This is a genomic window from Xanthomonas sp. NCPPB 2866, assembly GCF_041475745.2.
Lineage (GTDB): Bacteria > Pseudomonadota > Gammaproteobacteria > Xanthomonadales > Xanthomonadaceae > Xanthomonas > Xanthomonas arboricola.
The window spans coordinates 1,822,786-1,849,719 of the sequence record NZ_CM192975.1; the positions used below are offsets into that span (position 1 = coordinate 1,822,786).

General features: G+C 66.7%; 22 protein-coding genes. 13 read left to right on the forward strand and 9 right to left on the reverse strand.

Going from position 1 to position 26,934, the window contains the following annotated elements; genetic code table 11:
- Positions 1 to 12: 12 nt before the first annotated feature.
- From ACCQ04_RS07875 to asnS, 8 genes are all read right to left on the reverse strand, one after another.
- Positions 13 to 2,154: an FUSC family protein gene (locus tag ACCQ04_RS07875; RefSeq protein ID WP_226426489.1), complete on the reverse strand. Its 2,142-nt coding sequence runs from the start codon at positions 2,152 to 2,154 to the stop codon at positions 13 to 15.
- A 199-nt stretch (positions 2,155 to 2,353) separates the two neighbouring features.
- Complete coding sequence (locus tag ACCQ04_RS07880; protein ID WP_024939857.1) at positions 2,354 to 2,884, reverse strand: 3-hydroxyanthranilate 3,4-dioxygenase; 531 nt, start codon at positions 2,882 to 2,884, stop codon at positions 2,354 to 2,356.
- A gap of 85 nt (positions 2,885 to 2,969) precedes the next feature.
- Entirely contained in the window at positions 2,970 to 3,632 is a 663-nt protein-coding gene (can, locus tag ACCQ04_RS07885) for a carbonate dehydratase (protein WP_016902447.1), read from the reverse strand.
- 90 nt (positions 3,633 to 3,722) lie between these two features.
- Positions 3,723 to 4,361 (reverse strand): FMN-binding negative transcriptional regulator, encoded by a 639-nt coding sequence (locus tag ACCQ04_RS07890; protein ID WP_226426488.1) that lies wholly within the window; start codon positions 4,359 to 4,361, stop codon positions 3,723 to 3,725.
- 1 nt (position 4,362) lies between these two features.
- A complete protein-coding gene (locus ACCQ04_RS07895; protein ID WP_024939855.1) occupies positions 4,363 to 4,689 on the reverse strand; it encodes a hypothetical protein in 327 nt (108 codons plus the stop codon).
- Entirely contained in the window at positions 4,686 to 4,991 is a 306-nt protein-coding gene (locus ACCQ04_RS07900) for a hypothetical protein (protein ID WP_065032404.1), read from the reverse strand. Before ACCQ04_RS07900 ends, ACCQ04_RS07895 begins: the two co-directional genes overlap by 4 nt.
- Positions 4,988 to 5,242 (reverse strand): hypothetical protein, encoded by a 255-nt coding sequence (locus ACCQ04_RS07905; RefSeq protein ID WP_166771171.1) that lies wholly within the window; start codon positions 5,240 to 5,242, stop codon positions 4,988 to 4,990. Before ACCQ04_RS07905 ends, ACCQ04_RS07900 begins: the two co-directional genes overlap by 4 nt.
- Position 5,243: 1 nt before the next feature.
- On the reverse strand, positions 5,244 to 6,638 hold the full coding sequence (asnS, locus tag ACCQ04_RS07910; protein ID WP_039511777.1) for an asparagine--tRNA ligase: 1,395 nt from the start codon (positions 6,636 to 6,638) through the stop codon (positions 5,244 to 5,246).
- A 207-nt stretch (positions 6,639 to 6,845) separates the two neighbouring features.
- Between asnS and ACCQ04_RS07915 the strand changes: the two genes are divergently transcribed.
- The 7 genes from ACCQ04_RS07915 (at position 6,846) to ACCQ04_RS07945 (ending at position 14,052) form a co-directional block, all read left to right on the forward strand.
- Complete coding sequence (locus ACCQ04_RS07915) at positions 6,846 to 7,184, forward strand: HesB/IscA family protein (RefSeq protein ID WP_016904198.1); 339 nt, start codon at positions 6,846 to 6,848, stop codon at positions 7,182 to 7,184.
- 419 nt (positions 7,185 to 7,603) lie between these two features.
- Entirely contained in the window at positions 7,604 to 8,038 is a 435-nt protein-coding gene (rpsF, locus tag ACCQ04_RS07920) for a 30S ribosomal protein S6 (RefSeq protein ID WP_006451585.1), read from the forward strand.
- Positions 8,039 to 8,049: 11 nt separating this feature from the next.
- The gene (gene rpsR, locus ACCQ04_RS07925) at positions 8,050 to 8,280 is read left to right on the forward strand and encodes a 30S ribosomal protein S18 (protein WP_005991243.1); all 231 of its coding nucleotides are present in this window, start codon (positions 8,050 to 8,052) and stop codon (positions 8,278 to 8,280) included.
- Positions 8,281 to 8,511: 231 nt separating this feature from the next.
- Positions 8,512 to 8,961 carry a 50S ribosomal protein L9 gene (gene rplI, locus ACCQ04_RS07930; protein WP_016904199.1) on the forward strand — a complete coding sequence of 150 codons (450 nt, stop codon included), beginning with the start codon at positions 8,512 to 8,514 and terminating at the stop codon, positions 8,959 to 8,961.
- Positions 8,962 to 9,168: 207 nt separating this feature from the next.
- On the forward strand, positions 9,169 to 12,672 hold the full coding sequence (smc, locus tag ACCQ04_RS07935; RefSeq protein ID WP_226426487.1) for a chromosome segregation protein SMC: 3,504 nt from the start codon (positions 9,169 to 9,171) through the stop codon (positions 12,670 to 12,672).
- A gap of 56 nt (positions 12,673 to 12,728) precedes the next feature.
- On the forward strand, positions 12,729 to 13,460 hold the full coding sequence (gene zipA, locus ACCQ04_RS07940) for a cell division protein ZipA (RefSeq protein WP_024939850.1): 732 nt from the start codon (positions 12,729 to 12,731) through the stop codon (positions 13,458 to 13,460).
- 187 nt (positions 13,461 to 13,647) lie between these two features.
- On the forward strand, positions 13,648 to 14,052 hold the full coding sequence (locus ACCQ04_RS07945; protein ID WP_184380089.1) for a hypothetical protein: 405 nt from the start codon (positions 13,648 to 13,650) through the stop codon (positions 14,050 to 14,052).
- A gap of 201 nt (positions 14,053 to 14,253) precedes the next feature.
- Here the strand turns inward: ACCQ04_RS07945 and ACCQ04_RS07950 are convergent, their stop codons facing one another.
- A complete protein-coding gene (locus tag ACCQ04_RS07950; RefSeq protein WP_226426486.1) occupies positions 14,254 to 15,378 on the reverse strand; it encodes a pyridoxal phosphate-dependent aminotransferase in 1,125 nt (374 codons plus the stop codon).
- 176 nt (positions 15,379 to 15,554) lie between these two features.
- Here ACCQ04_RS07950 and ligA point away from each other — a divergent pair, with 176 nt between their 5' ends.
- The 6 genes from ligA (at position 15,555) to ACCQ04_RS07980 (ending at position 26,793) form a co-directional block, all read left to right on the forward strand.
- Positions 15,555 to 18,056, forward strand: coding sequence for an NAD-dependent DNA ligase LigA (gene ligA, locus ACCQ04_RS07955; RefSeq protein WP_226426485.1), 2,502 nt, complete (start codon positions 15,555 to 15,557; stop codon positions 18,054 to 18,056).
- Positions 18,053 to 19,015 carry an EF-P lysine aminoacylase EpmA gene (gene epmA / locus ACCQ04_RS07960; protein WP_226426484.1) on the forward strand — a complete coding sequence of 321 codons (963 nt, stop codon included), beginning with the start codon at positions 18,053 to 18,055 and terminating at the stop codon, positions 19,013 to 19,015. Before ligA ends, epmA begins: the two co-directional genes overlap by 4 nt.
- Before the next feature lie 156 nt (positions 19,016 to 19,171).
- On the forward strand, positions 19,172 to 19,858 hold the full coding sequence (locus ACCQ04_RS07965; RefSeq protein ID WP_024939845.1) for a DUF3011 domain-containing protein: 687 nt from the start codon (positions 19,172 to 19,174) through the stop codon (positions 19,856 to 19,858).
- Between the two features lie 277 nt (positions 19,859 to 20,135).
- Positions 20,136 to 21,200, forward strand: coding sequence for an S-methyl-5-thioribose-1-phosphate isomerase (gene mtnA, locus ACCQ04_RS07970; protein WP_039812638.1), 1,065 nt, complete (start codon positions 20,136 to 20,138; stop codon positions 21,198 to 21,200).
- Between the two features lie 209 nt (positions 21,201 to 21,409).
- On the forward strand, positions 21,410 to 24,121 hold the full coding sequence (gene gyrA / locus ACCQ04_RS07975; protein WP_039527948.1) for a DNA gyrase subunit A: 2,712 nt from the start codon (positions 21,410 to 21,412) through the stop codon (positions 24,119 to 24,121).
- 194 nt (positions 24,122 to 24,315) lie between these two features.
- Positions 24,316 to 26,793 carry a membrane-bound PQQ-dependent dehydrogenase, glucose/quinate/shikimate family gene (locus ACCQ04_RS07980; RefSeq protein WP_226426483.1) on the forward strand — a complete coding sequence of 826 codons (2,478 nt, stop codon included), beginning with the start codon at positions 24,316 to 24,318 and terminating at the stop codon, positions 26,791 to 26,793.
- The last annotated feature ends 141 nt before the right edge of the window (positions 26,794 to 26,934 follow it).

Here is a 26,934-nt window from a genome sequence, read left to right on the forward strand (position 1 = left end):
CAGTGACGCAGTTTACCCGCCGGCACCGTGTGCGCCGTCATGCGCGGCCGCCGCCTCGGCTGCAGCGGTGGTCGAGGCTGGCCGGGCAGGGCGCAGTAGATGCGTCAAGGTGCCGATGCTGTCGGTGATGCGGTCGATGGTGTCGGCCAGTGCGGCGGTGGCGGGCGAGCCGTCGGGCAGGGCTGTCAATGCATCGGACAGCTGGCGCTCGGCGCCGCGCAGGGTGGCTGCGGCGGGAATGCCGCCGTCGACCAGGCAGGCGATCAGCTCGGACAATGCCTGGTCGGCCTGTTGCGCGAAGGCGGGCAGCGCTTCCAGCGCAGGCAGGGGATGGCCGTCGCGCAGTACCGCCTCCAGCGACAGGGTGGCGCGGATCAGCCGGTTGCCGTTGGCCAGCAAGGATTCGGCGAGTTTGAGCTCGTGCAGATTGCGCCGGCTGCGTGGCTCGCCGCGCAGGCGTTCAATCGAGGCCTGCGCGTTGGTGCGCGCCACGCGTGCGGCAGCGCGGGTGTCGCCCAGATCGTCCATCCTGCCGAGCAGCAGATTGCGCAGATGATCGCGATAGGCGCTCAGCAGCTGCGCCAGCGAGGCGCGGATATGCCGACGCTCGCGCGTGGGCCACACCGCGTAGGCGATCAACGCCCATGCACTGCCGGCGACCGTGGCCTGCAGACGCGCACCGATGGCCTCGCCCGGTGCCACGCCTTCGAAGGACAGCAGCAGCACCAGCATGCCGGTCAGAAACGCCACGCCGATGCCGTAATTCACCTGCGTCAGCAGGCGGAAGCCCAGGCAGAACAGCGCCAGCAACGCCAGGCGGACGCTGGCGCCGTCCATCGCCAGGTGCGCCAGCAAGGTCGCCACCAGCAGGCCGACGAAGGTGCCGGCCACGCGCAAGGCGCCGAAGCTGAAAGTGCCGCCGAAATCCGGCTTGAGCACGATGGCGGTGGTCATCGGAATCCAGAAGCCGTGCGGGATCTGCTGCCAGCGCTGGAAGGCGATCGCCAGCGCCAGGCACACGCCGCAGCGCAAGGCATGCCGGAACGCCACCGAGGACAGATCCAGGTTCGCGCGCAGCGTGGCCCAGGTAGCCGCGGGCCTGAGTGCCGCCGGCAGGCGCGCTTCGGCCAGCTGCGCCTGGATCTCGCCACGGCTGCTGGCCCAATGCGCGTTGCGGATCAGGGCGCGCAGCTGGCCGCCCAGGCCTTGCGCGCGCGCCACCGCCACGCGCACCAGCCGGCGCTCGCGGGTATCGGCGTTGTCGTGCTGGAACTGCGCCAGTGCGGCGACCAGATCGTCGAAACCGGTCATCGAGGCATTGGCGGCGAGCGGGTCTTCGCCCACCGTCATCGCATGCGCGAGCTGTTCCAGCACGATGGCGCTGCGTTCGAGCACGCGCTCGATCGCCGGGCGCGCCTGCGAGTCGGTCAGGCGGGTATCGACATCCGCCAGCGACAGCAGCTCGAGCCGTACGCGCTCGCACAGCTCGGCGATGATGCGGAAGCTCTGTACGGCGATCGCGCGCGAGCGATGCTCGCCATGCAGCATCACCATCGCATCGAGCACTTCCTGGGTGGCCGGTGGCGGGGCGCTGGCTTCCGGACGCTGGCGTGCGATGCCGGCCAGTTGACGCATCAGGTCGGCCAGCGCGAAGCGCTCCGGGCGATAGCGTTGCAATGGCCAGGCCGCCAGTGCCAGCACTACCTGGAGCAGGCCGCCGGCGAAGATCAATGCCGCCACGCCCGCGGCCTGCTGCACCGGCAGGCGCATGTCGGCGCTGACCACCAGCAGGATCATGCTGGTCAGCCCCACCCGCGCTGCCACCGGGCCAAGTGCCACCAGCAAGCCGCCGCCAAGACCGAGCAGCAACCCGGCGATCACCAATGCCGGCGTGTTGTGGCCGACCCAGATGCCGAGCAACGCGGCCAGGCCTGCTGCCAGCGCGGCCATCAGCATGCGCTGCAGGCGCGCACGGTACGGGCCGGGCTGGTCGGTGAACATGGTGTTGAGCGCGCCGGTACACACGGCCAGACCGGCGGCGACGTGCCCGCTGGCCACACCGACCGCCAGCGGCAGCACCACCGCGGCGGTGTTGCGCAACGCTACGCGCAATGGCACGTCGCGCGGCTTGAGGTCGATCAGCGTGCGCAGCATGGCATGGGGTTCAACGCGGGCGCACAGCGCAGCTGCGGCGCGTGCACACGCTCGACACACGGCGCGCTGCGCACAGCTGCATCGTCATTGCGTTGCGCGGCATTGCGAGGGCGCGGCGGAGCGCCGATGGCCACCGCCGAGCGAATGCGCTCGAAGACCTGTGCGACGCGTGCCTGGAATTGGCTCGGCCATCGTCCACTCATGCCTCGACAGTGGCATAGCGCTCCGGCGCAGGGTGCAGATGTCCGCACTGGCTGCAGGTGCGCAGCGCGAGCGAACGGTAGAAATGATCGAACACCGGCGGAAAATCGGTTTCGATGTCCTGCAGCGGAAACATCGCCTCGTACAGTTTGTGATTGCACTGCGGGCAATACCACTGCAGGCCGTCCTGCTCGTTGGGCAAGCGCTCGCGTTCGATCACCAGGCCGATCGAGCCGGCCGCGCGTTGCGGCGAATGCGGCACCTTCGGCGGCAGCAGGAAGATCTCGCCGGCGCGGATCGGGATGTCGCGTGCCACGCCTTCGTCCTGCACCTTCAGCACCATCTCGCCTTCGAGCTGGAAGAACCACTCCGGGCCTTCGTCGTAGTGATAGTCGGTGCGCGCATTCGGCCCACCGACGATCATGATGATGAAGCCGTCCTGCTGGATGCATTTGTTGCCCACCGGTGGCTTGAGCAGGTGGCGGTGTTGCTCGATCCAGGCTTGCAGGTTGATCGGCGGGACCAGCATCGACGTTCCTCGGCAAAGAAGACGTCCAGCATAGCCAACCGACGGCGCCGATGGGCGCCGCGGCTGGATGGCGTGCGGGTGCGGCTCAGCGTTCGGCGTGATCGGCCTGGATGCGCGCCAGTGCGGCGTCGTAGCGTTCCTGCAGCAGCTCCGGGCGGTCGATCGACATGCCCAGGTCGTGCGCACGTCCGTCGCGCAGGCTGTAGACCCAGCCATGCACCTGCAGTGCCTGGCCGCGGTCCCAGGCGTCGCGCACGATGGTGGTGCGGCAGACATTGACCACCTGTTCGAGCACGTTGAGCTCGCACAGGCGCGCGTGCTGCACCGGCAGGTCGCCCGCGTCGTGCAGGCAGGCCTCGTGCTTGTCGGCCACATCGGTGACATGGCGGATCCAGTTGTCGACCAGGCCCATGCGCTTCTGGGTCAGGCTGGCGAACACGCCGCCGCAGCCGTAATGGCCGACCACCAGGATGTGCTTGACCTTGAGCACGTCGACGGCGAACTGGATCACCGACAGGCAGTTCAGGTCGGTATGCACCACCACGTTGGCGATATTGCGGTGGACGAACACCTCGCCCGGGGCCATGTCGATGATCTGGTTGGCCGGCACGCGCGAGTCCGAGCATCCGATCCACAGGTACTCGGGCGTCTGCTGGGTGGACAGCTTGGAGAAGAATTCCGGGTCCTCGCGGCGGATGCGCTCGGACCAGGCACGGTTGTTTTCAAGCAAATGGTTGAGCTCGTTCATGCGCGCAGTATTCCAGAGGAAGGAGGGCAGTGTGTGATCGATAGATGAGCGAGAAGCGGTGTTGCAGAAATCGGGGGTGTGCCGCGCCGCTCAGACCGCGCGGTCGCGTACAAGCAGGGCATCGCGCATCAGCGACGCCACCTCGCGGGAGTCGGCCGATGCCTGTTGCTGCAATGCATCGCTCACAGCCGCCACATTAGCGGCCGGATGGTTCTGGCTGAGCTTGAAGGTCAGCTCGATGCGGCTGGGAACGAAGCGGAAGCCGACCAGGCCGCGCAACTGGCGGCGGTGGTTGTCGCGCTCCATCTCGAACAGCCAGTCGCTGCCGACGCGTTGTTCGAAGTGCGTGCTCATGCGGCCGATCAGCTCGCCCAGCGCCGCCTCATCGCTCACCTGCTCGCAGCGTCCATGCAGATGCGCCACGGCGTAGTTCCAGGTCGGCACGCGTGCGGCCGCTTCCTTGTCCGGATACCAGCTGGGCGACACATAGGCATGCGGGCCCTGCACCACGAGGACCGCGTCGCCGGGGCTGCGCGCCTGCGAATTGGGGCGCGCCCAGTGGCCTTCGATGACCACGGAGTGCGCATCGCGTCGGTACAGCACCGGCAGATGCGAGATCGCCGGCTGTCCGTCCTCGCCGTGGCTGATCAGGGTGACGAACGGGTCGCGCGCGATCAGCCAGTCCAGCAAGGCCAGATCGGTCTGCGCGAACGCGCGTGGGGCGTACATGTCAGGCGCGACCGCCCAGGGTCAGCACCATGCGTTCGCGCAGGTCCGCATCGTCGTCGCCACGCGGCGGCGAGACCTCATCGAGCGAGAAGCCGCGCATCAGCGCGTCTTCTTCGTCCAGCCCGTCGAGCGCGACGAATTCGGCATCGAACAAGGCCGCGCGGGCGCTGTCTTCGCTGTCGTAAGGCAGGATCTTGCCGTCGCTGTCCAGGACTTCGGCGGTACCGGCCTGCTTCACGCGCAGGCGCGCCCAGATCAGCGTGCGGCCGATCGTGGCCAGCCACCACGAATCGTGGTCGTCATGTGCGGTGTCTTGCGGTGTATTCATGGCATTACCTTGGAAAGCAGGCCGAGCAGGGCTGCCATGCCCAGGCCGAAGAAGATGGTCAGCAGCGACAGCCAGGCCGGCGTGGCCAGGCCGGACAGCGCACCGTCGCGATGGCTGCGGTAGCGCCGCGCCAGCAACCAGCGCAGCGCCGCAGGACTGATGAAGGCCGGTTCGCCGAAGCTGGCCAACGCCTCTGGATGTCGGTCGCGCAGGTGCACCAGCGTCAGCGGCCAGAAGATCAGCAAGGCGGTGAGGCCGGCAACGGCCACACCGACAAAACACAGCGCGAAGAACAGGGTCATGTGCCCGCCAGCATCAGTGCGAGTTGGGGAAGTGCTGCGCCGATCACCAGCGCAGTGATGGTCCACCATAAAGGACGCACGGCGTGGATGATCGCCCTGCGTGCCGTGTCACCCTGCCACCAGGCGCTTGCACCGGGATGTGCGGCTGCCCGCTGCGCCAGTCGGACGCCGCGCACGCCGGCGATGTCGGCGCCCGGCAACGCCGCCGCGAAGGCCAGCAACTGCAGCGTGGCGGCGGCCAGCAGGCTCACATCAGAACTCGGCGCTGCCCGGCGCGCGCGGGTAGGGGATGGCGTCGCGGATATTGCTCAGCCCGCACACGTACACCACCAGGCGCTCGAAGCCCAAGCCGAAGCCGGCATGCGGCACCGAGCCGTAGCGGCGGAAATCGCGGTACCAGCTGTAGTGCTCCTGGTCCAGGCCGAATTGCGCCATGCGTGCATCCAGCACATCCAGGCGCTCTTCGCGCTGGCTGCCGCCGATGATCTCGCCGATGCCCGGCGCCAGCACGTCCATCGCCGCGACGGTCTTGCCGTCATCGTTCAGGCGCATGTAGAACGCCTTGATGTGCTCGGGGTAGTTGGTCACCACCACCGGGCGGCCGATATGCTCTTCGGTCAGCCAGCGCTCGTGCTCGGTCTGCAGGTCCAGGCCCCATTCGACCGGGAAGTCGAATTTCTTGCCCGAGTTCTGCAGCAGCTTCACCGCCTCGGTGTAGTCGATCTGCTCGAACGGGGCATTGATGAAGGCTTCCAGTTTGGCGATCGCGTTCTTGTCCACGCGCTCGGCCAGGAATGCCAGATCGTCGCCACGCTCATCGAGCACCGCGCGGAACAGGTACTTGAGGAACTGCTCGGCCAGGCGCGCGTCTTCGGCCAGATCGGCAAAGGCGATTTCCGGCTCGATCATCCAGAATTCGGCCAGATGGCGCGTGGTGTGGCTGTTCTCGGCGCGGAAGGTCGGGCCGAAGGTGTAGACCTTGCTCAGCGCCAGGCAGTAGGCCTCCACGTTGAGCTGGCCGGACACGGTCAGGAAGGTTTCCTTGCCGAAGAAGTCGCGGCTGAAATCCACCGCGCCGCTGGCATCGCGCGGCAGGTTGACCATGTCCAGCGTGGAGACGCGGAACATCTGCCCGGCGCCTTCGGCGTCGGAGGTGGTGATGATCGGGGTGCTGATCCAGTTGAAGCCGTTCTGGTGGAAGAAGCGGTGCACCGCCTGCGCCAGGCAGTTGCGGATGCGGGTGACTGCGCCGAACAGGTTGGTGCGCGGGCGCAGGTGCGCCACTTCGCGCAGGAACTCCGGCGACATCGGCTTGGGCTGGATCGGGTAGGTCAGCGGGTCTTCGACCCAGCCGACGATCTCCACGCCGCTGGCCTGGATCTCGAACGACTGACCCTTGCCCTGCGACTTCACTAGCACGCCCTTGGCGATCAACGAGCAACCGCTGGTCAGGCGCTTGATCTCGTCAAAGTTGGGCAGGGTGTCGTTGGCCACCACCTGGATCGGAGCGAAGCAGGAGCCATCGGTCACGTTGATGAAGGCCAGTCCGGCAGATCCGCGCAGCGTGCGCACCCACCCCCGTACCGTGACTTCGCCGCCTTCCGGGAGTTTTCCCGCAAGCGCATGTTCAACGCTGACCACCGTCATGACTTGTCCTCGCCGTAGCGACTTTGAATGGTCTGCGAGTTTACTGGCTGCGGGCGCGCCGGCGCGAGCATCTGAACCGCTTGCGGATGGTTGCGCTTGTCCAAGGCCGGACATGGCCCCATCTGGGGAACACGGCGTCGCAGCGGCTGCAGCCCCGGTAATTGCAGCCTCGCTATACTTGCCACCATCGTTTCCGGAGCACCCCCCATGGCCATCAGCCTCACCCCCGCCGCGCTGGAGCGCGTGCAGCGTTTCGTGCAGCAGACCCCGGGGACGCTGGGTCTGCGCTTTGGCGTGACCAAGACCGGTTGCTCGGGCTGGGGCCATGTCACCGACTTGGCGCGCGAGAAACGCGACGACGACGCGGTGTTCGAGCAGGAGGGCGTGCGCATCTTCGTCGACCCGGTCAGCCTGCCGCTGGTTGACGGCACCTGCATCGATTTCGGCAAGCACGGCCTGAGCGAGACCTTCACCTTCCGCAATCCCAACGCGACTGCCGAGTGCGGCTGCGGGGAAAGTTTCACGACCGAAGCCGAGCATCGCTGAGCTCGCTGGTGCGCGCTATTCCTTCTCCCACCGGGCGAAGGTGCCCGAAGGGCGGATGAGGGTACGGGGCGAAGCCTCGCGCGGTTAGACGTCACCAGTGGCTTCGCAGCGGACCCTCACCCCAACCCCCGCGCCCCGGCCCGCGCCTGCGGCGCGGGCGTTCCAAGGCACGCGCGCCAGTGGCGCGCAAGCGGTGCCTTATCGCCCCGGCGGGAGAGGGGCTTAAGCAGTCACCACGTAGATGTTACGTTCCTAGGCTCAGCCGCTGGCTCGGCCCAGTTGCGGCTAAGCGCTTGAACTGCCATACTTTCCTGCTTCCTGCCCGGTTCCGGGTGGGGATCCTTGCTCCACCGGCCGCCTTGCGCGGGTTACCGGGGAGCTGTCCGGCCCACGTGGCCACATCCGAAAGGTAATACAACATGAGTCGTCATTACGAAGTCGTGTTCCTGGTCCACCCGGATCAGAGCGAGCAGGTCCCGGCCATGATCGAGCGCTACAAGTCGCTGATCGAGGGCGGTAACGGCACCATCCACCGTCTGGAAGACTGGGGCCGCCGTCAGCTGGCCTACCCGATCCAGAACCTGGTGAAGGCGCACTACGTGCTGCTCAACATCGAAGTCGACCAGGCCGTGCTGAGCGAGCTGGTGGAAAGCTTCCGCTTCAACGATGCGGTGCTGCGTCACCTGGTCGTCAAGCGCGATGGCCCGGACACCGAGCAGTCGCTGATCATGAAGAGCAAGGACGAGAAGGGCGACAAGCCCGAGCGTAGCGAGCGTCGTCGTCGTGATGACGATGAGGGCGATGCTGCACCTGCCGCCACCGATACCGACGGCGACAACGCCGAAGCCGCTTAAGGAGCGCTGTCATGTCCAAGTTCTTCCGTCGTCGCAAGTTCTGCAAGTTCACCGCCGAGGGCGTGAAAGAGATCGATTACAAGGATCTCAACACCCTGCGTCAGTACCTCACCGAGAACGGCAAGATCGTGCCGAGCCGCGTGACCGGTACCAAGTCCAAGTACCAGCGTCAGCTGGCCACGGCCGTCAAGCGCTCGCGTTTCCTGGCGCTGATCCCGTACACGGACAATCACGACGTTTAATCCGAGTCGTTGATGTGAGTTCCTCACAAAAGCCCGCACGGTTGTATGTGAGTCCCTCACAAAAGCCCGCACATCCATGTGCGGGTAATAAATATAGAGGCCGGTCATTCGAGATGCGGTGTTGATCGTGCTGTTGCGATTCCCAAATCCCGATTCCCGAATCCCGTCTTTTCGGACAGCAAACGTTGCGTCGGCCAAAGTGCCGGCGCTAACGAATAACGGAGCACCACCATGGATCTGATTCTTCTGCAGAAAGTGACCAATCTCGGCGGCCTGGGCGACAAGGTCAGCGTCAAGCCGGGTTACGGCCGCAACTTCCTCGTGCCGCAGGGCAAGGCCGTTCCGGCCACCGCTGCCAACGTCGAAGCGTTTGAAGCCAAGCGTGCCGATTACGAAGCCAAGGCCAACACCATCCTGGCCGATGCACAGAGCCGCGCCGGCAAGTTCGAAGGCGCCAGCGTCACCATCGGCGCGCATGCGTCGACCGAAGGCAAGCTGTACGGCTCGGTCGGCCCGCGCGACATCGCCGAGGCGTTCACCGCCGCCGGCCTGCCGCTGGAAAAGAGCGAAGTGATCCTGGGCGAAGGCGCATTCCGCAATGTCGGCGAGTACGACGTTGTGCTGCACCTGCACGCCGATGTGGAAACCTCGGTCAAGGTCATCGTCGAATCCGACGCCTGATCCACGCTGCACGCTGTACCCGAAGGGCGCCTGGTTAGGCGCCCTTCGTCTTTCTGCGGCCACGCCAGCGATGCCAGGCCCGCTATACTCATGCTCCATTGCCGGTTCCACGGCCCATAGATCTTGTGGATCAAGGGCTTAGGGGCGGCTTCACAGGAAAAAGCGCCTGCCGGCCTCGCCCGTGCGGTGCCCGGAACCTTCAGTCCCATGCGCCTGTCCACGATCAAACTGTCCGGTTTCAAGTCGTTCGTCGACCCGACCACGTTGCACCTGCCCACCAACATGACCGGTATCGTCGGTCCCAACGGCTGCGGCAAGTCCAACATCATCGATGCGGTGCGCTGGGTGATGGGCGAAAGTTCGGCCAGCCGCCTGCGTGGCGACTCGCTGACCGACGTGATCTTCTCCGGCTCCTCGGCGCGCAAGCCGGTGTCGCAGGCGACGGTGGAGCTGATCTTCGACAATTCCGATCACACCATCAGCGGCGAGTTCGCCTCGTTCAACGAGATCTCGGTCAAGCGCCTGGTCAGCCGCGACGGCAACAGCGCCTACTACCTCAACGGCACCAAGTGCCGGCGCCGCGACATCACCGACCTGTTCCTGGGCACAGGCCTGGGGCCGCGCAGCTACTCGATCATCGAGCAGGGCATGATCAGCCAGATCATCGAGGCGCGCCCGGAAGACCTGCGCGTGTATCTGGAAGAAGCCGCCGGCATTTCCAAGTACAAGGAGCGCCGCAAGGAAACCGAAACGCGCATCCGGCATACCCGCGAGAACCTGGATCGCCTGGGCGACCTGCGCGAAGAGATCACCAAGCAGCTGGCGCATCTGCAGCGCCAGGCGCGCCAGGCCGAGCAGTATCAGGCCCTGCAGGAAGAGCGCCGGATCAAGGACGCCGAGTGGAAGGCGCTGGAATACCGCGGCCTGGATGGCCGGCTGCAGGGCCTGCGCGAAAAACTGAATCAGGAAGAGACCCGGCTGCAGCAATTGATCGCCGAACAGCGCGATGCCGAGGCACGGATCGAAACCGGGCGCGCGCGTCGCGAGGAAGCCGCCGAAGCGGTGGCCAAGGCGCAGGCCGATGTCTATCAGGTCGGTGGCGCGCTGGCGCGCATCGAGCAGCAGATCCAGCACCAGCGCGAACTCTCGCATCGCCTGCACAAGGCGCGTGACGAGGCGCAGAGCCAGTTGCAGGAGCTGACCCAGCACATCAGCGGCGATTCGGCCAGGCTGGCGGTATTGCGCGAGGCGGTGGACGCTGCCGAACCGCAACTGGAACAGCTGCGCGAGGACCACGAATTCCGCCAGGAGTCGCTACGCGAGGCCGAGGCGCGTCTGGCCGACTGGCAGCAGCGCTGGGAAACCCATAACCGCGACACCGGCGAAGCCTCGCGTGCCGGCGAAGTGGAGCGCACGCGCGTCGATTATCTCGATCGCCAGTCGCTGGAGGCCGAGCGTCGCCGCGAAGCGCTGGTCAACGAGCGCGCCGGGCTGGACCTGGATGCGCTGGCCGAGGCGTTCGAGCAGATCGAGCTGCGCCACGAAACCCAGAAGACCTCGCTGGACGGGCTGACCGAGCAGGTCGAAGCGCGCAAGCACGCGCTCGGCGGGCTGCAGGAACAACAGCGCGCCAGCCAGGGCGAACTGGCCGACGTGCGCAAGCAGGCGCAGGCCGCGCGTGGTCGGCTGTCGTCGCTGGAAACCCTGCAGCAGGCCGCACTCGGCCAGGAGCAGGGCGCCGCAGTGGCGTGGCTGAAGTCGCGCGGGCTGGATTCTGCCGCACGTGTCGGCGAGCGCATCACGGTCGAAAGCGGCTGGGAAAACGCGGTGGAAGGCGCGTTGGGGCAGTTGATCGAAGGCGTGCTGGTGGATGCGCCGGAACAACTGGTCGATGCGCTGGGCGAATTGGGCGAGGGCCGCATCGCGCTGGTGTCCGGTGCCAGCGACAACGCCAGCTTCGCGCCGACCTCGCTGGCGGCCAAGGTGCAGGGGCCGATCGCGATCCGTCGCCTGCTCGCGCGCCTGCACGCGGCCGAGGATCTGGAGGCCGCGCGCACGCTGCAGCGCAGCCTGCCCGAAGGCGATTCGGTCATCACCCGCAGCGGCGAGCGGCTGGGCGAGGGCTGGGTGCGGGTGTCGCGCTCCGGTGCCGCCAAGCAGGGCGCCTTGCTGCGCGAGCGCGAGATTCAGGAGCTGCGTGCGCAGATCGAAACGCTGCAGGAGCGCGAGGCCGAACTCGAGCAGCGCCTGGGCAGCTTCCGCGAGCAACTGCTGGCGGCCGAGCAGCAACGCGAAGATGCGCAGCGCCAGTTGTACATGGCGCACCGCAGCGTGTCCGAGCTGGCCGGCCAGCTGCAGAGCCAGCAGGGCAAGGTCGATGCCGCGCGCACGCGCATCGAACGCATCGAAAACGAATTGTCGCAGCTGCTGGAAACACTGGACACCAGCCGCGAGCAGGCACGCGAGGCACGCGCCAAGCTCGAAGACGCGGTGACCCTGATGGGCGACCTGCAAGGCACTCGCGAGGCGCTGGAGAACGAACGCCGTCAGCTCACCGATGCGCGCGATCAGGCCCGCGATGCCGCACGTGGCGTGCGCGATGCGATGCATGCATTGGCGCTGACGCTGGAATCGCAACGCACCCAGATCACCTCCCTGAGCCAGACGCTGGAACGCATGGACAGCCAGCGCGGCCAGCTCGATACGCGCCTGGAGGACCTGGTCGCCCAGCTCAGCGACGGCGACTCGCCGGTGGAAACGCTGGAGCACGAGCACCAGGCCGCGTTGAGCGAGCGTGTGCGCACCGAGCGCGTGCTGAGCGAAGCGCGCACCATGCTCGAGAGCATCGATGGCGAGCTGCGCAGCTATGAGCAGACCCGCCAGCAGCGCGACGAACAGGCGCTGGCCCAGCGCGAGCGCATCTCCCAGCGCAGGCTCGATCAGCAGGCGCTGGTGCTCAGCGCAGAGCAACTGGAGGCCGCCGTGGTGAAAGCCGGCTTCGTGCTCGAGGACGTCGTCAATGGGTTGCCGGAAGCCGCGAACGTGGCCGAGTGGGAGGCGGCGGTCGGCCAGATCGACGGCCGCATGCGGCGGCTGGAACCGGTCAACCTGGCCGCGATCCAGGAGTACGGCGAAGCGGCGCAGCGTTCGGAATATCTGGACGCGCAGAATCTGGATCTCAACACCGCACTGGAGACGCTGGAAGAGGCGATCCGCAAGATCGACCGCGAAACCCGCGGCCGCTTCAAGGACACCTTCGACCGGGTCAATTCCGGCGTGCAGGCGCTGTATCCGCGCCTGTTCGGCGGTGGCCACGCGTATCTGGAGCTCACCGGCGAAGACCTGCTCGACACCGGCGTGACCATCATGGCGCGCCCGCCGGGCAAGCGCGTGTCCAGCATCTCGCTGCTGTCCGGTGGCGAGAAGGCGATGACCGCGGTGGCGCTGGTGTTTGCGATCTTCCAGCTCAATCCCGCGCCGTTCTGCCTGCTCGACGAGGTGGACGCGCCGCTGGACGAAGCCAATGTCGGCCGCCTGGCCAACATGGTGCGGGAAATGAGCGAGAAGGTGCAGTTCCTGTTCGTCAGCCACAACAAGGCGACGATGGAGGCTGCGCGCCAGCTCTCCGGTGTAACCATGCGCGAGCCGGGCGTCAGTCGCCTGGTCAGCGTGGACCTGGAAGAGGCCGCACGTTTGGCGGGTGCGGCATGACGTGCCATGCTTGTCGGAATATCGACACCTGTCACTCTTATGCGGAGGCACGCTGAATGTCCGACATGGCCATGATCCGGATCGGGATCCTGATCGCTGGACTGCTGCTGGTCGCGGCCATCTTCCTGTTTGGTCGCCCGAAAAAATCGCCACAAGGGCGCCGGGTCGACAAGGACGACGGGCAGCCGCGCGAGCGCCGCGAGCCGGTGATCTCCAGCGAGCCTGGCGTGGACGGCGACCCGTTCGAGCGCAATGAAGGCGCCGAGCAAAGCGAACTGAACCTGGACGATGCCGATGCGGCCGGCGGCAACGATGTCGGCAAGCGGCCTAACCAGGATTTCGACAAGATCGTCTCGCTGTTCGTGGCCGCCAAGGCCGGCCAGGTGCTGCGCGGCGAAGATGTGGTGGTCGCTGCGGAGAAGACCGGGCTGGTGTTCGGTCACATGAATGTCTTCCACCGTCTGGTGGAGGGGCACCCGGAGCGCGGGCCGATCTTCAGCATGGCCAGCATCCTCAAGCCCGGCAGCTTCGACATGGCCAACATCCGCGAGATGCAGACCCCGGCGATTGCGTTCTTCCTCACCTTGCCGGCGCCGATGACCGCGCTGGATGCCTGGGAAAAGATGCTGCCGACCGTGCAGCGCATGGCCGAACTGCTCGACGGCGTGGTGCTGGACGACAGCCGCAATGCGCTGGGCCGCCAGCGCGTGGCGCATATCCGCGACGAACTGCGCGCCTACGATCGCCAGCACCAGGCACCGCCGCTGACCAAGTCGCCGCGCTGGTGAGTGCGTATTGCTTTTAAGTGCGCGCTGCTGGTGATGTGCGTGGGTGGTGATTGCGCACCGCTGGTGATCGAGCGTCGCTGAGTCAGTGATTACGAGCCATTGACCGCGAGCCATCCCGACCGCGAGTCATCCATACGCAGTCTGAGTCGCGACCTGCCGCAGGACGCGTTCTAGCGTGAGGTGAACGATGTGGAGCTTGCAGGGCGCGCTGGCGGTGCTGATGTTGCTGGCGGTGTGGGCCATCCTGGCCGCACCGCTGCTATGGATGGTGTCGCGGATTGCGCTGCGTTTGCGCAAAGGCGCGTCGACAAGCCCACATCGCGCGCAATGGAGCTCGATCGGGTTTGCCGCTGCGGTGACGCTGCTGGTTGCGCCAGTGCCAACGCCCATCGTCACTGTCTTCCTGCCGCATGCGATCGCGCTGTTGGATGCCAGCTACTACGCACGCATCTTTCAGGGTCCGCCGATACTGCGCCAGCTCCTGGTGTGGATTGCGGTGTCGATGGCGCTGACGTTTGCGCTCAGCTACGTGTGGATCCGGCGCGTGCTGCGTCCGAATGCTGCCGCGCCGCTTCCAACTCCCACGCGATAGGAAATCAAAGCCCCTCTCCGGCGGGAGAGGGGTGAGGGTGCGGAGGCGAAGCAGTGCAGCAGTCGGTGATCCAGGTCTGCCGGCGCGTGGCGACGCGTTTGTCATTGCAGGTGTTGGTAGATCTCCGAGGCGCACCCTCAGCCGCCCTTTCGGGGCACCTTCTCCCGAGAGGGGAAGGGATGGCCACTCTGTGCTTGGCGATCAGCGCTTGGCCTTGGTAAACGCCTCGCGAAAGCGCAGCATCTCCGCCTCGGTGCCGACGCTCACGCGCACGCGCTTGGGCCAGATCGGCCAGCTGCGGCCGACGATGACGCCCTGTTTCTGCATCGAATCGGCGAACACGCCAGCGTCGCGCTTGACGTCGAGCAGGAGGCAATTGGCCTGCGTGGGCAGGCAGGTGTAGCCCTTGCTCTTGAGCCAGGCGATGGTGTCGTCGCGCACGCGGGCGTTCTCCGCGCGGCGGGTCTGCACCAGCTGCGGGTCGCGCAGGCTGGCGATGCCGGCGGCCATTGCCGGTACCGACAACGGGTTGCTGCCCAGGCTGGCGAGCTTGGTCTGCAGCCCCGGCGGCGCCAGCGCGGCGCCCAGGCGCAGGCCGGCCATGCCGTAGAGCTTGGAGAAGCTGCGCAGCACGATCAGGTCCTGGCGCTGACGCACCAGGTCCGCCATGGACGGCTCGTTGCTGTAGTGGATATACGCCTCGTCGACCACCAGCACTGCGCTAGCCGGCTTGTTGGCTAGCAGCCACTCGATGTCGGCGCGCGGGGTGATGGCGCCGCTGGCGTTGCCGGGGTTGCACAGGTAGATCAGGCCGGCGGACGGGTCGGCCTTGGCCATCGCCTTGACGTCGTGCGCGCCATCGGCCCGCAGCGGCACCTTGCGTACCGGCACGCCGCGGGCGGTGGCGCTGTCGATGATCGGGTCGAAGCTCGGGTCGGCCACCACCAGCCCGGCACGTGCCGAGGTGAACAGGCTGCCGGCACGCAGCAGCGCGTCCCTGGAGCCGGGAAAGAACGCCAGATGGTCGCCGGGCAGTTGCAGCTCGCCGGTCATCAGGTTGCGCAGGTCCTGCTCCATCTCGAACTGATAGCGGCCTGCACGTGCCAGCGAGCGCGTTGCCGCGTCCACTGCGGCGGGCGAGGGGCCGAGCGGATGTTCGTTGAGATTGAGAAACACCGCGCCCGCTGCCGGCGCCACACCGGGCTTGGCCGGCGCAGCCGCACGCTTGCGGGCTGCCTCGGCTGCCGGTGCCAGGCCCAGTGCGGAGATCGCCACGCCAACGCTGGCAAGGTTGAGAAACGAACGGCGCGAAACGGGCAACGGCACGGTGAGCTCCAGGCGAGCAGGCAAAGAGGGCGCCACGCTAGCGGGTTTGTGCCTGTCTGCCTATCGGGAAATCGCTGCCGGGCTCGCTGTCGCGCGATTTGGTCGGCGGTCCGGCAGCACTTGCACACCGGCATGGCCCGTTAGAATGGGCGGCCCAGAGCCAGCCCAGCGATCGTATGACTGTCAGCCCGGATCCCGCTCAGCGCATCGACGCCCTGCGTCATCGTATCGAGGACGCCAACTACCGCTATCACGTGCTCGACGAGCCGCAGATGGCCGACGTCGACTACGACCGCCTGATGCGTGAACTTGAGGCCCTGGAGGCGGCGCACCCGGAGCTGGCCAGCGCCGATTCACCGACCCAGCGCGTCGGCCACCTGGCCGCGTCGCGCTTTGCCGAGGTGCGGCATGTCCTGCCGATGCTGTCGTTGGGCAATGCCTTCAGCGACGAGGAAGTGACCGAGTTCGTACGGCGTATCAGCGAGCGGCTGGAGGTGAAGCAGCCGCTGTTCTCGGCCGAGCCCAAGCTCGATGGCCTGGCGATCAGCCTGCGCTACGAAAACGGCGAGTTCGTGCAGGGCGCAACGCGGGGCGACGGCGCCACCGGTGAGGATGTCAGCGCCAATCTGCGCACCGTCAAGGCGATTCCGCTGCGCCTGCGTGGCGAAGGCTGGCCGCAGGTACTGGAGGTGCGCGGCGAGGTGTACATGCCGCGCGCCGCCTTCGAGACCTACAACGCGCAGATGCGCCTGCAGGGCGGCAAGGTGCTGGCCAATCCGCGCAATGGCGCTGCCGGCTCGCTGCGTCAGTTGGATGCGCGCATCACGGCGCAGCGCCCGCTGAGTTTCTTTGCGTATGGCGTGGGCGAAGTGAGTGAAGGTGCGTTGCCGCAGACGCATTCGGCGATCCTGGCGCAGTTGCGCGCATGGGGTTTCCCGGTCAGCGCCCTGGTCGAGGTGGTGCAGGGTAGCGACGGCCTGTTGGCGTACTACCAACGCATCGGTGAGGCGCGCGACGGCTTGCCGTTCGATATCGATGGCGTGGTCTACAAGCTCGACGATCTGGCCGGGCAGCGCGAGATGGGATTTGTCTCGCGTGCGCCACGCTGGGCGATCGCGCACAAGTTCCCGGCACAGGAGCAGTCCACCACGGTGGAGGCGATCGAGATCCAGATCGGCCGTACCGGTGCGGCCACGCCGGTGGCGCGGCTCAAGCCGGTGCACGTGGCCGGGGTGATCGTCACCAACGCCACGCTGCACAACGCCGACCAGATCGCGCGGCTGGATGTGCGCGTGGGCGATACGGTGATCGTGCGGCGTGCCGGCGATGTGATTCCCGAAGTGGCCGGCGTGGTTGCCGAGCAACGGCCGCCCGGCACCCAGCCATGGCAGATGCCCACGCAATGCCCGGTCTGCGGGTCGGAGATCGTGCGCGAGGAAGGCGAGGCGGTGTGGCGCTGCTCCGGCGAGCTGACCTGCCCGGCGCAGCGCAAGGAAGCGTTCCGGCATTTCGTCTCGCGCCGCGCGATGGATGTCGATGGCCTGGGCGAAAAATTCATCGAGGTGCTGGTCGACAGCGGCGTGGTGCAGGGCGTGGCCGATCTGTATCTGCTCAACGTGGACCAGCTGCTGCAATTGCGCATGATCAGCACTGCCGAAAGCCCGCACGCGTTCCTGCGCGAGGCGCGCGAGCATCTGGCCAGCGGTGCGTACGGCCAGCTGGAAAACACCGTGGTCGGCATCGGTGTGGACCTGGCCGGCGAGCGCGAGGCGCCGCACACCTGGCAGGCGGATCTGTTGCGCGCCGGGCTGCCGGCGTTCGACTGGAACCGCAAGAAGATCGCCACCAAATGGGCGGAAAACCTGATCGAGGCGATCGAGCAATCGCGCGATACCACGCTGGAGCGTTTCCTGTTTGCGCTCGGCATCGAGCATGTCGGCGAGAGCACCGCCAAGGCCTTGTCGGCGTGGTTCGGCGATCTGGAGTTGATCCGCCATCTGCCGTGGCCGCTGTTCAAGCGCGTGCCCGACATCGGTGGCGAGGTGGCGCGCTCGCTCGGGCACTTCTTCGACCAGCCCGGCAATCAGCAGGCCATCGACGACCTGCTGCAACGTGGCGTGCGCATCGGCGATGCGCATCCGCCATCACCTAAACTGCGCGAGGCGCTGAGCTTTGCCAGCGTGCTGCAGGACATGGATATCCCCAAGGTGACGCCGGTGCGTGCGCAGCAGCTGGCTGCCGCGGTGGCCTCCTTCGATGCGCTGCGCAGCGCCGGGTCCGATGCCTTGTTGCAGGCCGGCGTTCCCGCGCCGGTGGTGGCGTCGCTGCTGCAATGGCTGGAGCGGCCGGAAAATGCGGCCTTGGCAAGCGCTGCGCAGCAGGCGATGGAAACGGTGCTGTCGCGTCTGCCCGACGCCGACGCGCTGCAAGCCGGCCCGCTCGACGGCCAGACCGTGGTGATCACCGGGACCCTGGCCGCGCTCACCCGCGATGCGGCCAAGCAACGGCTGGAAGCGCTGGGTGCCAAGGTCGCCGGCAGCGTCTCCAAGAAAACCGCGTTTCTGGTGGCCGGCGAAGAGGCCGGGTCCAAGCTGGACAAGGCGCAGTCGTTGGGCGTGGAGATCTGGGACGAGGCGCGCTTGCTGGCCTTCCTCGGCGAGCACGGCCAGCAACCATGACTGCGATGCAGGTCGATCTGGACGCGTTGCGGTTGCGCGCGCGGCTCAACGCGCTGATCCGCGATTTCTTCGCCGAGCGCGACGTGCTGGAAGTGGAGACGCCGGTGCTGTCGGAGGCCGGCAACACCGAGCCGAATATCGACAGTTTCAGCACGCGCTTCAGCGGCCATGTCGATGCCGGCGCGCCGGTGCGCTGGTTGCGCACCTCGCCGGAATATCCGCTCAAGCGGCTGCTGGCGGCCGGGGTGGGCGATTGCTACGAGCTGGGGCGGGTGTTCCGCAATGGCGAGGCCGGCGGCCGCCACAATCCCGAGTTCAGCATGCTCGAGTGGTACCGAGTGGGTTGGGACGATCGCGCCCTGGCGCAGGAGACCGTTGAGTTGGTGCGCCGCGCGCTTGCGCTGGTCGGGCGCCAGGCGCAGGTGCAGGTGCTGAGCTATCGCGCGCTGTTCGTGCAGGCGCTGGGCATCGACCCGTTGCGCGATCCGATCGAAACGCTGCGCGCACCGCTACACGACATCGCCATCGATCCGGATGGCCTGACCCGCGACGACTGGCTGGATCTGCTGATGACCCATCGCCTCCAGCCGGGCTTTGCCAGCGACACGCTGACCGTGGTGCACGACTGGCCTGCCAGCCAGTGCGCGTTGGCGCGCATCCGCCCCGACGAGCCGCCGGTGGCTGAGCGCTTCGAGCTGTATCTGGGCGCCTACGAGGTCGCCAACGGGTACCACGAGCTCAACGATGCGCAGGAGCAGCGGGCGCGTTTCATGCGCGACAACGCGGTGCGTGCGGCGCGCGGATTGCCGCAGCTGCCGGTGGATGAGCGGCTGCTGACGGTGTTGTCGCAACTGCCCGATTGCGCGGGGGTGGCGGTCGGTGTGGACCGGCTGTTGATGGCCATGCGTGGCACCACGCAGATTGCCGATGTGCTGGCCTTCGCCTTCGCCCGCGCCTGACCCACGGCGGTACCCAGTGTCTGCGCGGCACCGGGCGCGCGCCCGTTGCCATCCCGCTGTCATCGCCACCGTATTGCTATCTTCACATCGATGATGCTCTCATCGTGGCGTCCACGGGGGCGCGGCGCAGAGTGTGTTTGGGTGAGGATTGTCGGCATGAAGTGGCTGATCAGCTTATGCGGTTTGTGGTGCTTGCCGCTGCTGATGCTGGCCGATGCGCGTGCAGCGGATCGCGCCGCCGGCGTGGTGCGCTGCGAGTCCAAGGACATGGCGCGCGTGCATTGTGCGATGGATACCGAGCACGGCGTCCAGCTGGTACGCCAGCTGTCCGAGACCAGTTGCATCCGTGGCAGCGAGTGGGACATCGAACGCGGTGGCGTCTGGGTCGAACAGGGCTGCCGTGCAGAGTTTGCGACCGCACGGGCGCTGAGCGCTCCGCAGATGCGCCGCGTGGTGCGCTGCGATTCCAACGGCGGCAAGGTGGTATGCCCGGTGGTGCTGCGTGGTGCGCCTGTGCGCCTGCTGCGCCAGCGCTCGGTGTGGCCGTGCAAGGAAGGCCGCAGCTGGGGTGCGCGCCGTAACGAAATCTGGGTCTCGCGCGGCTGCGATGGCGAATTCGAGGTCGCTGCCGAGGACGGTTCCGGGTTCGTGGCCATGCCACGCATGGTGACCTGCGAATCGAAGAAGGGCGCACGCCGCACCTGCGGGATCTCGGTGGAGCGCCAGGTGCGTGTGGGCCGGCAGATCTCCAAGAAGGAATGCGTGGAAGGCCAGACCTGGGGCTGGAGCCGCGACGGCGTGTGGGTCAACGACGGCTGCCGCGCCGAGTTCATCGTCGACTGAGACGCTCAAGCTTTCGGTTGTCCTGAGATGTGATTGAACGGGGTGCGGATGCATCAGGCGTGGAGCGGGCGATCCGCGGCCTGGCTGCGGGACCTTTGCCTGCCCACCATCGCGGGACACGCCGCAAATACTTCCGTGTAGGTTTGCAAGAAGCGGCCGGCCAACGTTCTGGCGCGGTGCGGGCACCGCGCACTTGACCAGTTCGGTTTGCGGCATCGCCGGCGGGCCGAGCGCTGCGGCCACTGACTGGGCTGCCCGCGCGCTTTACAATGTCCGGATGAACGACAGCGCCCATATCGATTACGCCCGCTACGACCATATCCGCCCGCTGCTGTGGACGGGCGATGCCCTGGAACTGCTCGACCAGCGCAAGCTGCCCTTCGTGGTCGAGCATGTGCGTTGCGACACCAGCGATGCCGTGGCCGAGGCGATCCATTCGCTGGCCGTACGCGGCGCGCCCGCGATCGGCATTGCGGCCGGGTGGGGCGTGGTGCTGGCCGCGCGCGACATCGTTGCCGACGACGGCAGTGCGGCCCTGCAGAAGCTCGAACCGGCGCTGTTGCGGCTCAATGCCGCGCGTCCGACCGCGGTCAACCTGGCTTGGGCGCTGATGCGCATGCGTCGCGTGCTGGGCGCTGCCGGCGCCGACTGGCGCGAGGTGATCGCGCGCGAGGCGCAGGCCATCGCCGACGAAGACCTGGCGGCCAACCGGCATATGGGCGCGCTGGGTGCGTCGTTGATCGAGACCGGCAGCGGCGTGCTGACCCATTGCAATACCGGTTCGCTGGCCACCGCCGGCTTCGGCACCGCGCTGGGCGTGATCCGTGCCGGCATGGCGCAGCAGCGCATCGCCAAGGTGTTTGCCGGCGAGACCCGGCCGTGGTTGCAGGGCGCGCGCCTGACCGTGTGGGAGCTGCAGCAGGATGGCATCGACGCGACCCTGATCGCCGATTCGGCCGCTGCGCATCTGATGAAGTCCGGGCTGGTGCAGTGGGTCATCGTCGGCGCCGACCGCATCTGCGCCAACGGCGATACCGCCAACAAGATCGGCACCTATCAGCTGGCGATCGCCGCGCGCCACCACGGCGTCAAGTTCATGGTGGTGGCACCGTCGTCCACGGTGGACATGGACACCGCCAGCGGCGATCAGATCGAGATCGAGCAGCGCGATCCGGGCGAATTGTTCGGGGTCGGCGGCGTGCGCACGGTGGCCGATGGCATCAACGCCTGGAACCCGGTGTTCGATGTCACCCCCGGCAGCCTGATCGATGCGATCGTCACCGAACGCGGGGTGATCGCGCAGCCGGACCTGGCGCGCATGCAGGCGGCGTTCGGCGGCTGAGGCCAGTGCGGCGCACTATCGCCGCATCGCCCCGCCAAAATCCTGCAAGTGCTTGTTTCTGGCCGGTAAACCGGCGGCATCGTGGTGCCCCTTCGTGATACAATCCGGGGCTTGAATCGATCGGCGGGAGCGTGGGGTCGGCAGCCTGTTGTCAGGGCGCCCCCGACGCGGCTTTCCGGCTCGCCCGCCACCTCACTTACGGAACCCGAATGGCAGAAACCGCCAAGGAAATCATCCAGGTCAATCTGGAAGACGAGATGCGCAAGAGCTATCTCGATTACGCGATGAGCGTGATCGTGGGCCGCGCACTCCCCGATGCCCGTGATGGCCTCAAACCCGTGCACCGTCGCGTCCTGTACGCCATGCACGAGCTGGGTGCACACAGCAACAAGGCCTACTTCAAGTCGGCGCGTATCGTCGGCGACGTCATCGGTAAATACCACCCGCACGGCGACCAGTCGGTGTACGACACGCTGGTGCGCATGGCGCAGCCATTCTCGCTGCGCTACATGATGGTGGACGGCCAGGGTAACTTCGGTTCGGTCGATGGCGACTCCGCCGCGGCGATGCGTTACACCGAGTCGCGCATGTCGCGGCTGGCGCATGAGCTGATGGCCGACATCGACAAGGAAACCGTCGATTTCCAGCCCAATTACGACGAGAAGGAACAGGAACCGACGGTCATGCCGACCCGGTTCCCGAGCCTGCTGGTCAACGGCTCGGCCGGTATCGCGGTGGGCATGGCCACCAATATCCCGCCGCACAATCTGACCGAGGCGATCAACGCCTGCATCGCCTTGATCGACACGCCGGAGCTGGATGTCGAAGGCCTGATGGAATACATCCCCGGCCCGGATTTCCCCACCGCCGGCATCATCAACGGCACCGCCGGCATCGCTGCCGGTTACCGCACCGGCCGTGGCCGCGTGCGCATGCGCGCCAAGGCCGATGTGGAAGTGGCCGACAACGGCCGCGAAGCGATCATCGTCACCGAGATTCCGTATCAGGTGAACAAGGCGCGGCTGATCGAGAAGATCGCCGAGCTGGTCAAGGAAAAGAAGCTCGAAGGCATCAGCGAGCTGCGCGACGAGTCCGACAAGGACGGCATGCGCATCTACATCGAGGTCAAGCGCGGCGAGTCGGCCGAGGTTGTGCTCAACAACCTGTATCAGCAGACCCAGATGGAGTCGGTGTTCGGTATCAACATGGTGGCGCTGATCGACGGCCGCCCGCAGTTGATGAACCTCAAGCAGATGCTGCAGGCGTTCATCCGCCACCGCCGCGAAGTGGTCACCCGCCGCACCATCTTTGAACTGCGCAAGGCGCGTGCGCGTGCGCACGTGCTGGAAGGCCTGACCGTCGCGTTGGCCAACATCGACGAGATGATCGAGCTGATCAAGACCTCGGCCAACCCGCAGGAAGCGCGCGAGCGCATGCTGGCCAAGACCTGGGAACCGGGTCTGGTCGGTGCGCTGCTGGGCGCCGCCGGTGCCGAAGCCTCCAAGCCGGAAGATCTGGCCCCGGGCGTGGGCCTGGCCAACGGCTTCTATCAGCTCAGTGAAGTGCAGGCCTCGCAGATCCTGGAAATGCGCCTGCATCGCCTGACCGGGTTGGAGCAGGAAAAGCTGACCGACGAGTACAAGCAGTTGCTCGAGGTCATCCAGGGCCTGATCCGCATCCTGGAAAACCCGGACGTGCTGCTGCAGGTGATCCGCGACGAGCTGATCAACATCCGCGAGGAGTACGGCGACGAACGCCGCACCGAGATCCGTCACAGCGAAGAAGATCTGGACATCCTGGACCTGATTTCGCCGGAAGACGTGGTGGTGACGCTCTCGCATGCCGGCTATGCCAAGCGCCAGCCGGTGAGCGCGTATCGTGCGCAGCGCCGTGGTGGCCGTGGCCGGTCGGCGGCGGCGACCAAGGAAGAGGATTTCATCGACCAGCTGTGGCTAGTCAATACGCACGACACGCTGCTGACCTTCACCAGCAGCGGCAAGGTGTTCTGGCTGCCGGTGTACCAGTTGCCGGAGGCCGGCTCCAATGCGCGTGGCCGTCCGATCATCAACTGGATTCCGCTGGAACCCGGCGAGCGTGTGCAGGCGGTGCTGCCGGTGCGCGAATACGCTGACAACCGCTATGTGTTCTTTGCCACGCGCAACGGCACGGTCAAGAAGACCCCGCTGAGCGAATTCGCGTTCCGGCTGGCACGCGGCAAGATCGCGATCAACCTCGACGAGGGTGATGCGCTGGTCGGTGTGGCCTTGACCGATGGCGACCGCGACGTGTTGCTGTTCGCCTCCAACGGCAAGACCGTGCGCTTTGGCGAATCCACCGTGCGTTCGATGGGCCGTACCGCCACCGGCGTGCGCGGCATCCGTCTGACCAAGGGCGAAGAAGTGGTCAGCCTGATCGTGGCCGAGCGCGCCGGCGGCATCGAAGGCGATGTCGAGGACGAGGGTGTCGAGGACGTGGTGGAGAGCACGGACGGTGTCGAGGCGGAAGTGATCGACGTCGCCGAGAGCGACGACATGGCCTACATCCTCACCGCCACCGAGAACGGCTACGGCAAGCGCACCCCGCTGACCGAGTACCCGCGCAAGGGCCGCGGTACGCAGGGCGTGATCGGCATCCAGACCACCGAGCGCAACGGCAAGCTGGTGCGTGCGGTGCTGCTGGGCGCCACCGACGAAGTGCTGCTGATTTCCGATGGCGGTACGCTGGTGCGCACCCGCGGTTCGGAGATCTCGCGCGTGGGTCGCAATACCCAGGGCGTGACCTTGATCCGCTTGTCCAAGGGCGAAAAGCTGCAGGCGGTCGAACGCCTGGATGCCTCGCTGGATGAGGCAGAGGATGTGCTGGACGATGCAGCGGTTGCACCGGCAGCAAGCACGGGCGACCTGCCACCGACCGAAGCGTGATCGCAGCAGGCGAGCAACGCAGCTGAAGAAAAACGCCGGCGCACAGCCGGCGTTTTTTATTGCACGCGGTGACATCTGCAACGCAGTGTTTTTCGACGGCGTTCGCAAAGAACGCGGTTTTTTCACCGCGGCGGGTCGAAGGTTGGGGGTGGTGCGGCGGCGTTGCGTCGCCGCAGATCGAAGAGGAACAACTGATGACGACATTGCATCGTCCTTCCCGTCGCGGCCACTGGGCGCTGGCGACGTTGGGAGGCGTGATTGGAGTGCTGGGCGCCGTGCTGCTGGCCGGCGGCGTGTGGCTGGCCGCGCTGGGCGGCTCCTGGTATTACGCGCCTGCGGGCGCGGCCTTGCTGATCGCCGGCGTATTGCTGTTTCGCGGTCGCAATGCGGGCGCGTGGTGGTTTGCCGCAGTGGTGGCGGCGACGTTGCCGTGGACGTGGTGGGAATCGGGCAGCGATTACTGGCGTTGGGTACCGCGGCTGGGCTTGATCGTCGGCCTGGCGTTCGTGCTGGCACTGCTGCTGCCGAAGCTGGAGCGCCCGGTGTCGCGTGCGGTGTCGCGCAGCGTGGCCGGCGTTCTGGCAGCGGTGTTCGTGGTGGCCTTCGCGCTGGCGTTCGTGCCGTTTGGGGTGACCGAGGCCGATGGTGCGCTGGCACACGCCGCCGGCATGGCCGCTAGCCTGGTCAAGCGCAGCGCGTCTGCAGCGCCGGCCGCCGCCGACGGGCAGCCGGGCAATGCGCCTGCCGACGACGACTGGGCCGCGTATGGACGCAGCCAGGCCGGGCAGCGCTATTCGCCGTTGCAGCAGATCAACCGCGACAACGTTGCGCAATTGAAGCAGGCCTGGGTCTTCCACACCGGCGACCTGCCGAGCAAGCGCTGGGGTGCGGAAACCACGCCGCTGAAGGTGGGCGACAGCCTGTATCTGTGTACTGCGCGCAATCAGGTGATCGCGCTGGATGCCGCCAGTGGCAAGGAGCGTTGGCGTTACGATCCCAAGGTCAAGGACGAGGCGATTCCGTATACGGCCGCCTGCCGCGGTGTGTCGTACTACCAGGTGCCGGTGGCAGCCAACGACGCCGCCGCAGCAGTGGCAGCGGAGGGGGCGCCGCTGTGCCGCACGCGCATCATCGAAGGCACGCTGGATGGCCGCCTGATCGCGCTGGATGCGCGTAGCGGCAAGCCGTGCACGGATTTCGGCAACAACGGCCAGGTCGACATCACCGTCGGCATGGGGCAGACGCCGCCGGGCTATGTGTCGATCAATTCGCCGCCCGCCATCGTGCGCGGGGTGGTGGTCACCGGCCATCAGGTGCTGGACGGGCAGAAGCGTTACGAGCCGTCCGGTGTGATCGAAGGTTTCGATGCGGTGACCGGCCAATTGCGCTGGGCCTGGGACATGACCCATCCGGACTGGAACGGCGCACCGCCGCCGGGCCAGACCTGGACGCGTGGCACGCCGAACATGTGGACCACCGCCGCGGCCGACGAACAGCTGGGCTATGTGTATCTGCCGATGGGCAACTCCACCGCCGATTACTGGAGCAGCTCGCGCACGCCGCAGGAGAATCGCTACGCGACCTCGCTGGTGGCGCTGGATGTCACCACCGGCAAGCCGGTGTGGAATTTCCAGACCACGCATATCGATGCGTGGGATTACGACCTGGGCTCGCAGCCGAGCCTGATCGACTTCCCCAAGGACGGCGTCAACGTGCCGGCGGTGTTGTTGCCGAGCAAGCAGGGCGAGTTGTACGTGCTGGATCGGCGTACCGGCAAGCCGCTGGTGGGCGTGGAAGAACGCGCAGTGCCAGGCGGTGGCGTGGAGCCGCAGATGCGTGCCAAGACGCAGCCGTTTTCGCTGTACCACACGCTGCGCAAGCCGGATCTGACCGAGCGCGACATGTGGGGGATGACGCCGATCGATCAGCTGGTCTGCCGTATCCAGTTCCGCAAGGCCAGCTACAAGGGCATCTACACGCCGCCGGAAGCCGACCGCCATTCGATCGAATACCCCGGCTACAACGGTGGTTCGGACTGGGGCAGCGTGTCGGTGGATCCGCAGCGCGGCGTGATCGTGGCCAACTACAACGACATGCCCAACTACAACCTGCTGGTGCCGCGCGCCAAGGCCGACAAACTGGGCTGGGCACCGCGCGATGAAGTGCGCGGCGATGCCGGTGGCGCAGAAGGCGCGGGCGATCCGCAGGCCGGTACGCCGTATGCGATCAACGTCAACGCCGGCTGGCGTCTGCCGTTCACCAAGCTGCTGTGCAAGCAGCCGCCATATGGCGGCATCCGTGCGATCGATCTGGCCAGCGGCAAGACCCTTTGGGACCGCCCGTTCGGCAGCGCACGCGGCAATGGTCCGTTCGGCATCCGCTCTGGTCTGCCGATCGAGATTGGCACGCCCAACAACGGCGGTTCGGTGGTGACGGCCAGTGGCTTGATTTTCATTGCCGCCGCAACCGACGACCTGATCCGCGCCATCGATCTGTCCACCGGCAAGGAGCTGTGGCACGCCAAGCTGCCGGCCGGCGGCCAGGCCAACCCGATGGTCTACGCCTACAACGGCCGCGAGTATCTGGTGATCATGGCCGGCGGCCACCACTTCATGGAAACGCCCGCAGGCGATGCCGTGGTGGCCTACGCGCTGCCGCAGCAGGCACCATGACGCAGGCAGGGACCAAGCTCGCCAACCAAGGCAAGCCGGCCATTCCCGAGGCCTGAAACGAAAAAGCGCACCCCAAGCGGTGCGCTTTTTTTATGGGCAATCGCATCACAGCACTCGCTGCATCGGGAAGCGGTCAAACAG

What these genes read in the sequence shown, in the direction of transcription:
- rpsR (WP_005991243.1), top strand. Translation starts at nt 8,050, where the DNA reads ATGTCCAAGTTCTTCCGTCGTCGCAAGTTCTGCAAGTTCACCGCCGAG.
- mtnA (WP_039812638.1), top strand. Translation starts at nt 20,136, where the DNA reads ATGAACGACAGCGCCCATATCGATTACGCCCGCTACGACCATATCCGC.
- ACCQ04_RS07965 (WP_024939845.1), top strand. Translation starts at nt 19,172, where the DNA reads ATGAAGTGGCTGATCAGCTTATGCGGTTTGTGGTGCTTGCCGCTGCTG.
- ACCQ04_RS07945 (WP_184380089.1), top strand. Translation starts at nt 13,648, where the DNA reads ATGTGGAGCTTGCAGGGCGCGCTGGCGGTGCTGATGTTGCTGGCGGTG.
- gyrA (WP_039527948.1), top strand. Translation starts at nt 21,410, where the DNA reads ATGGCAGAAACCGCCAAGGAAATCATCCAGGTCAATCTGGAAGACGAG.
- ACCQ04_RS07915 (WP_016904198.1), top strand. Translation starts at nt 6,846, where the DNA reads ATGGCCATCAGCCTCACCCCCGCCGCGCTGGAGCGCGTGCAGCGTTTC.
- zipA (WP_024939850.1), top strand. Translation starts at nt 12,729, where the DNA reads ATGTCCGACATGGCCATGATCCGGATCGGGATCCTGATCGCTGGACTG.
- ACCQ04_RS07880 (WP_024939857.1), bottom strand. Translation starts at nt 2,884, where the DNA reads ATGCTGGTCCCGCCGATCAACCTGCAAGCCTGGATCGAGCAACACCGC.
- ACCQ04_RS07890 (WP_226426488.1), bottom strand. Translation starts at nt 4,361, where the DNA reads ATGTACGCCCCACGCGCGTTCGCGCAGACCGATCTGGCCTTGCTGGAC.
- rpsF (WP_006451585.1), top strand. Translation starts at nt 7,604, where the DNA reads ATGAGTCGTCATTACGAAGTCGTGTTCCTGGTCCACCCGGATCAGAGC.
- ACCQ04_RS07900 (WP_065032404.1), bottom strand. Translation starts at nt 4,991, where the DNA reads ATGACCCTGTTCTTCGCGCTGTGTTTTGTCGGTGTGGCCGTTGCCGGC.
- ACCQ04_RS07895 (WP_024939855.1), bottom strand. Translation starts at nt 4,689, where the DNA reads ATGAATACACCGCAAGACACCGCACATGACGACCACGATTCGTGGTGG.
- rplI (WP_016904199.1), top strand. Translation starts at nt 8,512, where the DNA reads ATGGATCTGATTCTTCTGCAGAAAGTGACCAATCTCGGCGGCCTGGGC.
- asnS (WP_039511777.1), bottom strand. Translation starts at nt 6,638, where the DNA reads ATGACGGTGGTCAGCGTTGAACATGCGCTTGCGGGAAAACTCCCGGAA.
- ACCQ04_RS07875 (WP_226426489.1), bottom strand. Translation starts at nt 2,154, where the DNA reads ATGCTGCGCACGCTGATCGACCTCAAGCCGCGCGACGTGCCATTGCGC.
- smc (WP_226426487.1), top strand. Translation starts at nt 9,169, where the DNA reads ATGCGCCTGTCCACGATCAAACTGTCCGGTTTCAAGTCGTTCGTCGAC.
- can (WP_016902447.1), bottom strand. Translation starts at nt 3,632, where the DNA reads ATGAACGAGCTCAACCATTTGCTTGAAAACAACCGTGCCTGGTCCGAG.
- epmA (WP_226426484.1), top strand. Translation starts at nt 18,053, where the DNA reads ATGACTGCGATGCAGGTCGATCTGGACGCGTTGCGGTTGCGCGCGCGG.
- ligA (WP_226426485.1), top strand. Translation starts at nt 15,555, where the DNA reads ATGACTGTCAGCCCGGATCCCGCTCAGCGCATCGACGCCCTGCGTCAT.
- ACCQ04_RS07980 (WP_226426483.1), top strand. Translation starts at nt 24,316, where the DNA reads ATGACGACATTGCATCGTCCTTCCCGTCGCGGCCACTGGGCGCTGGCG.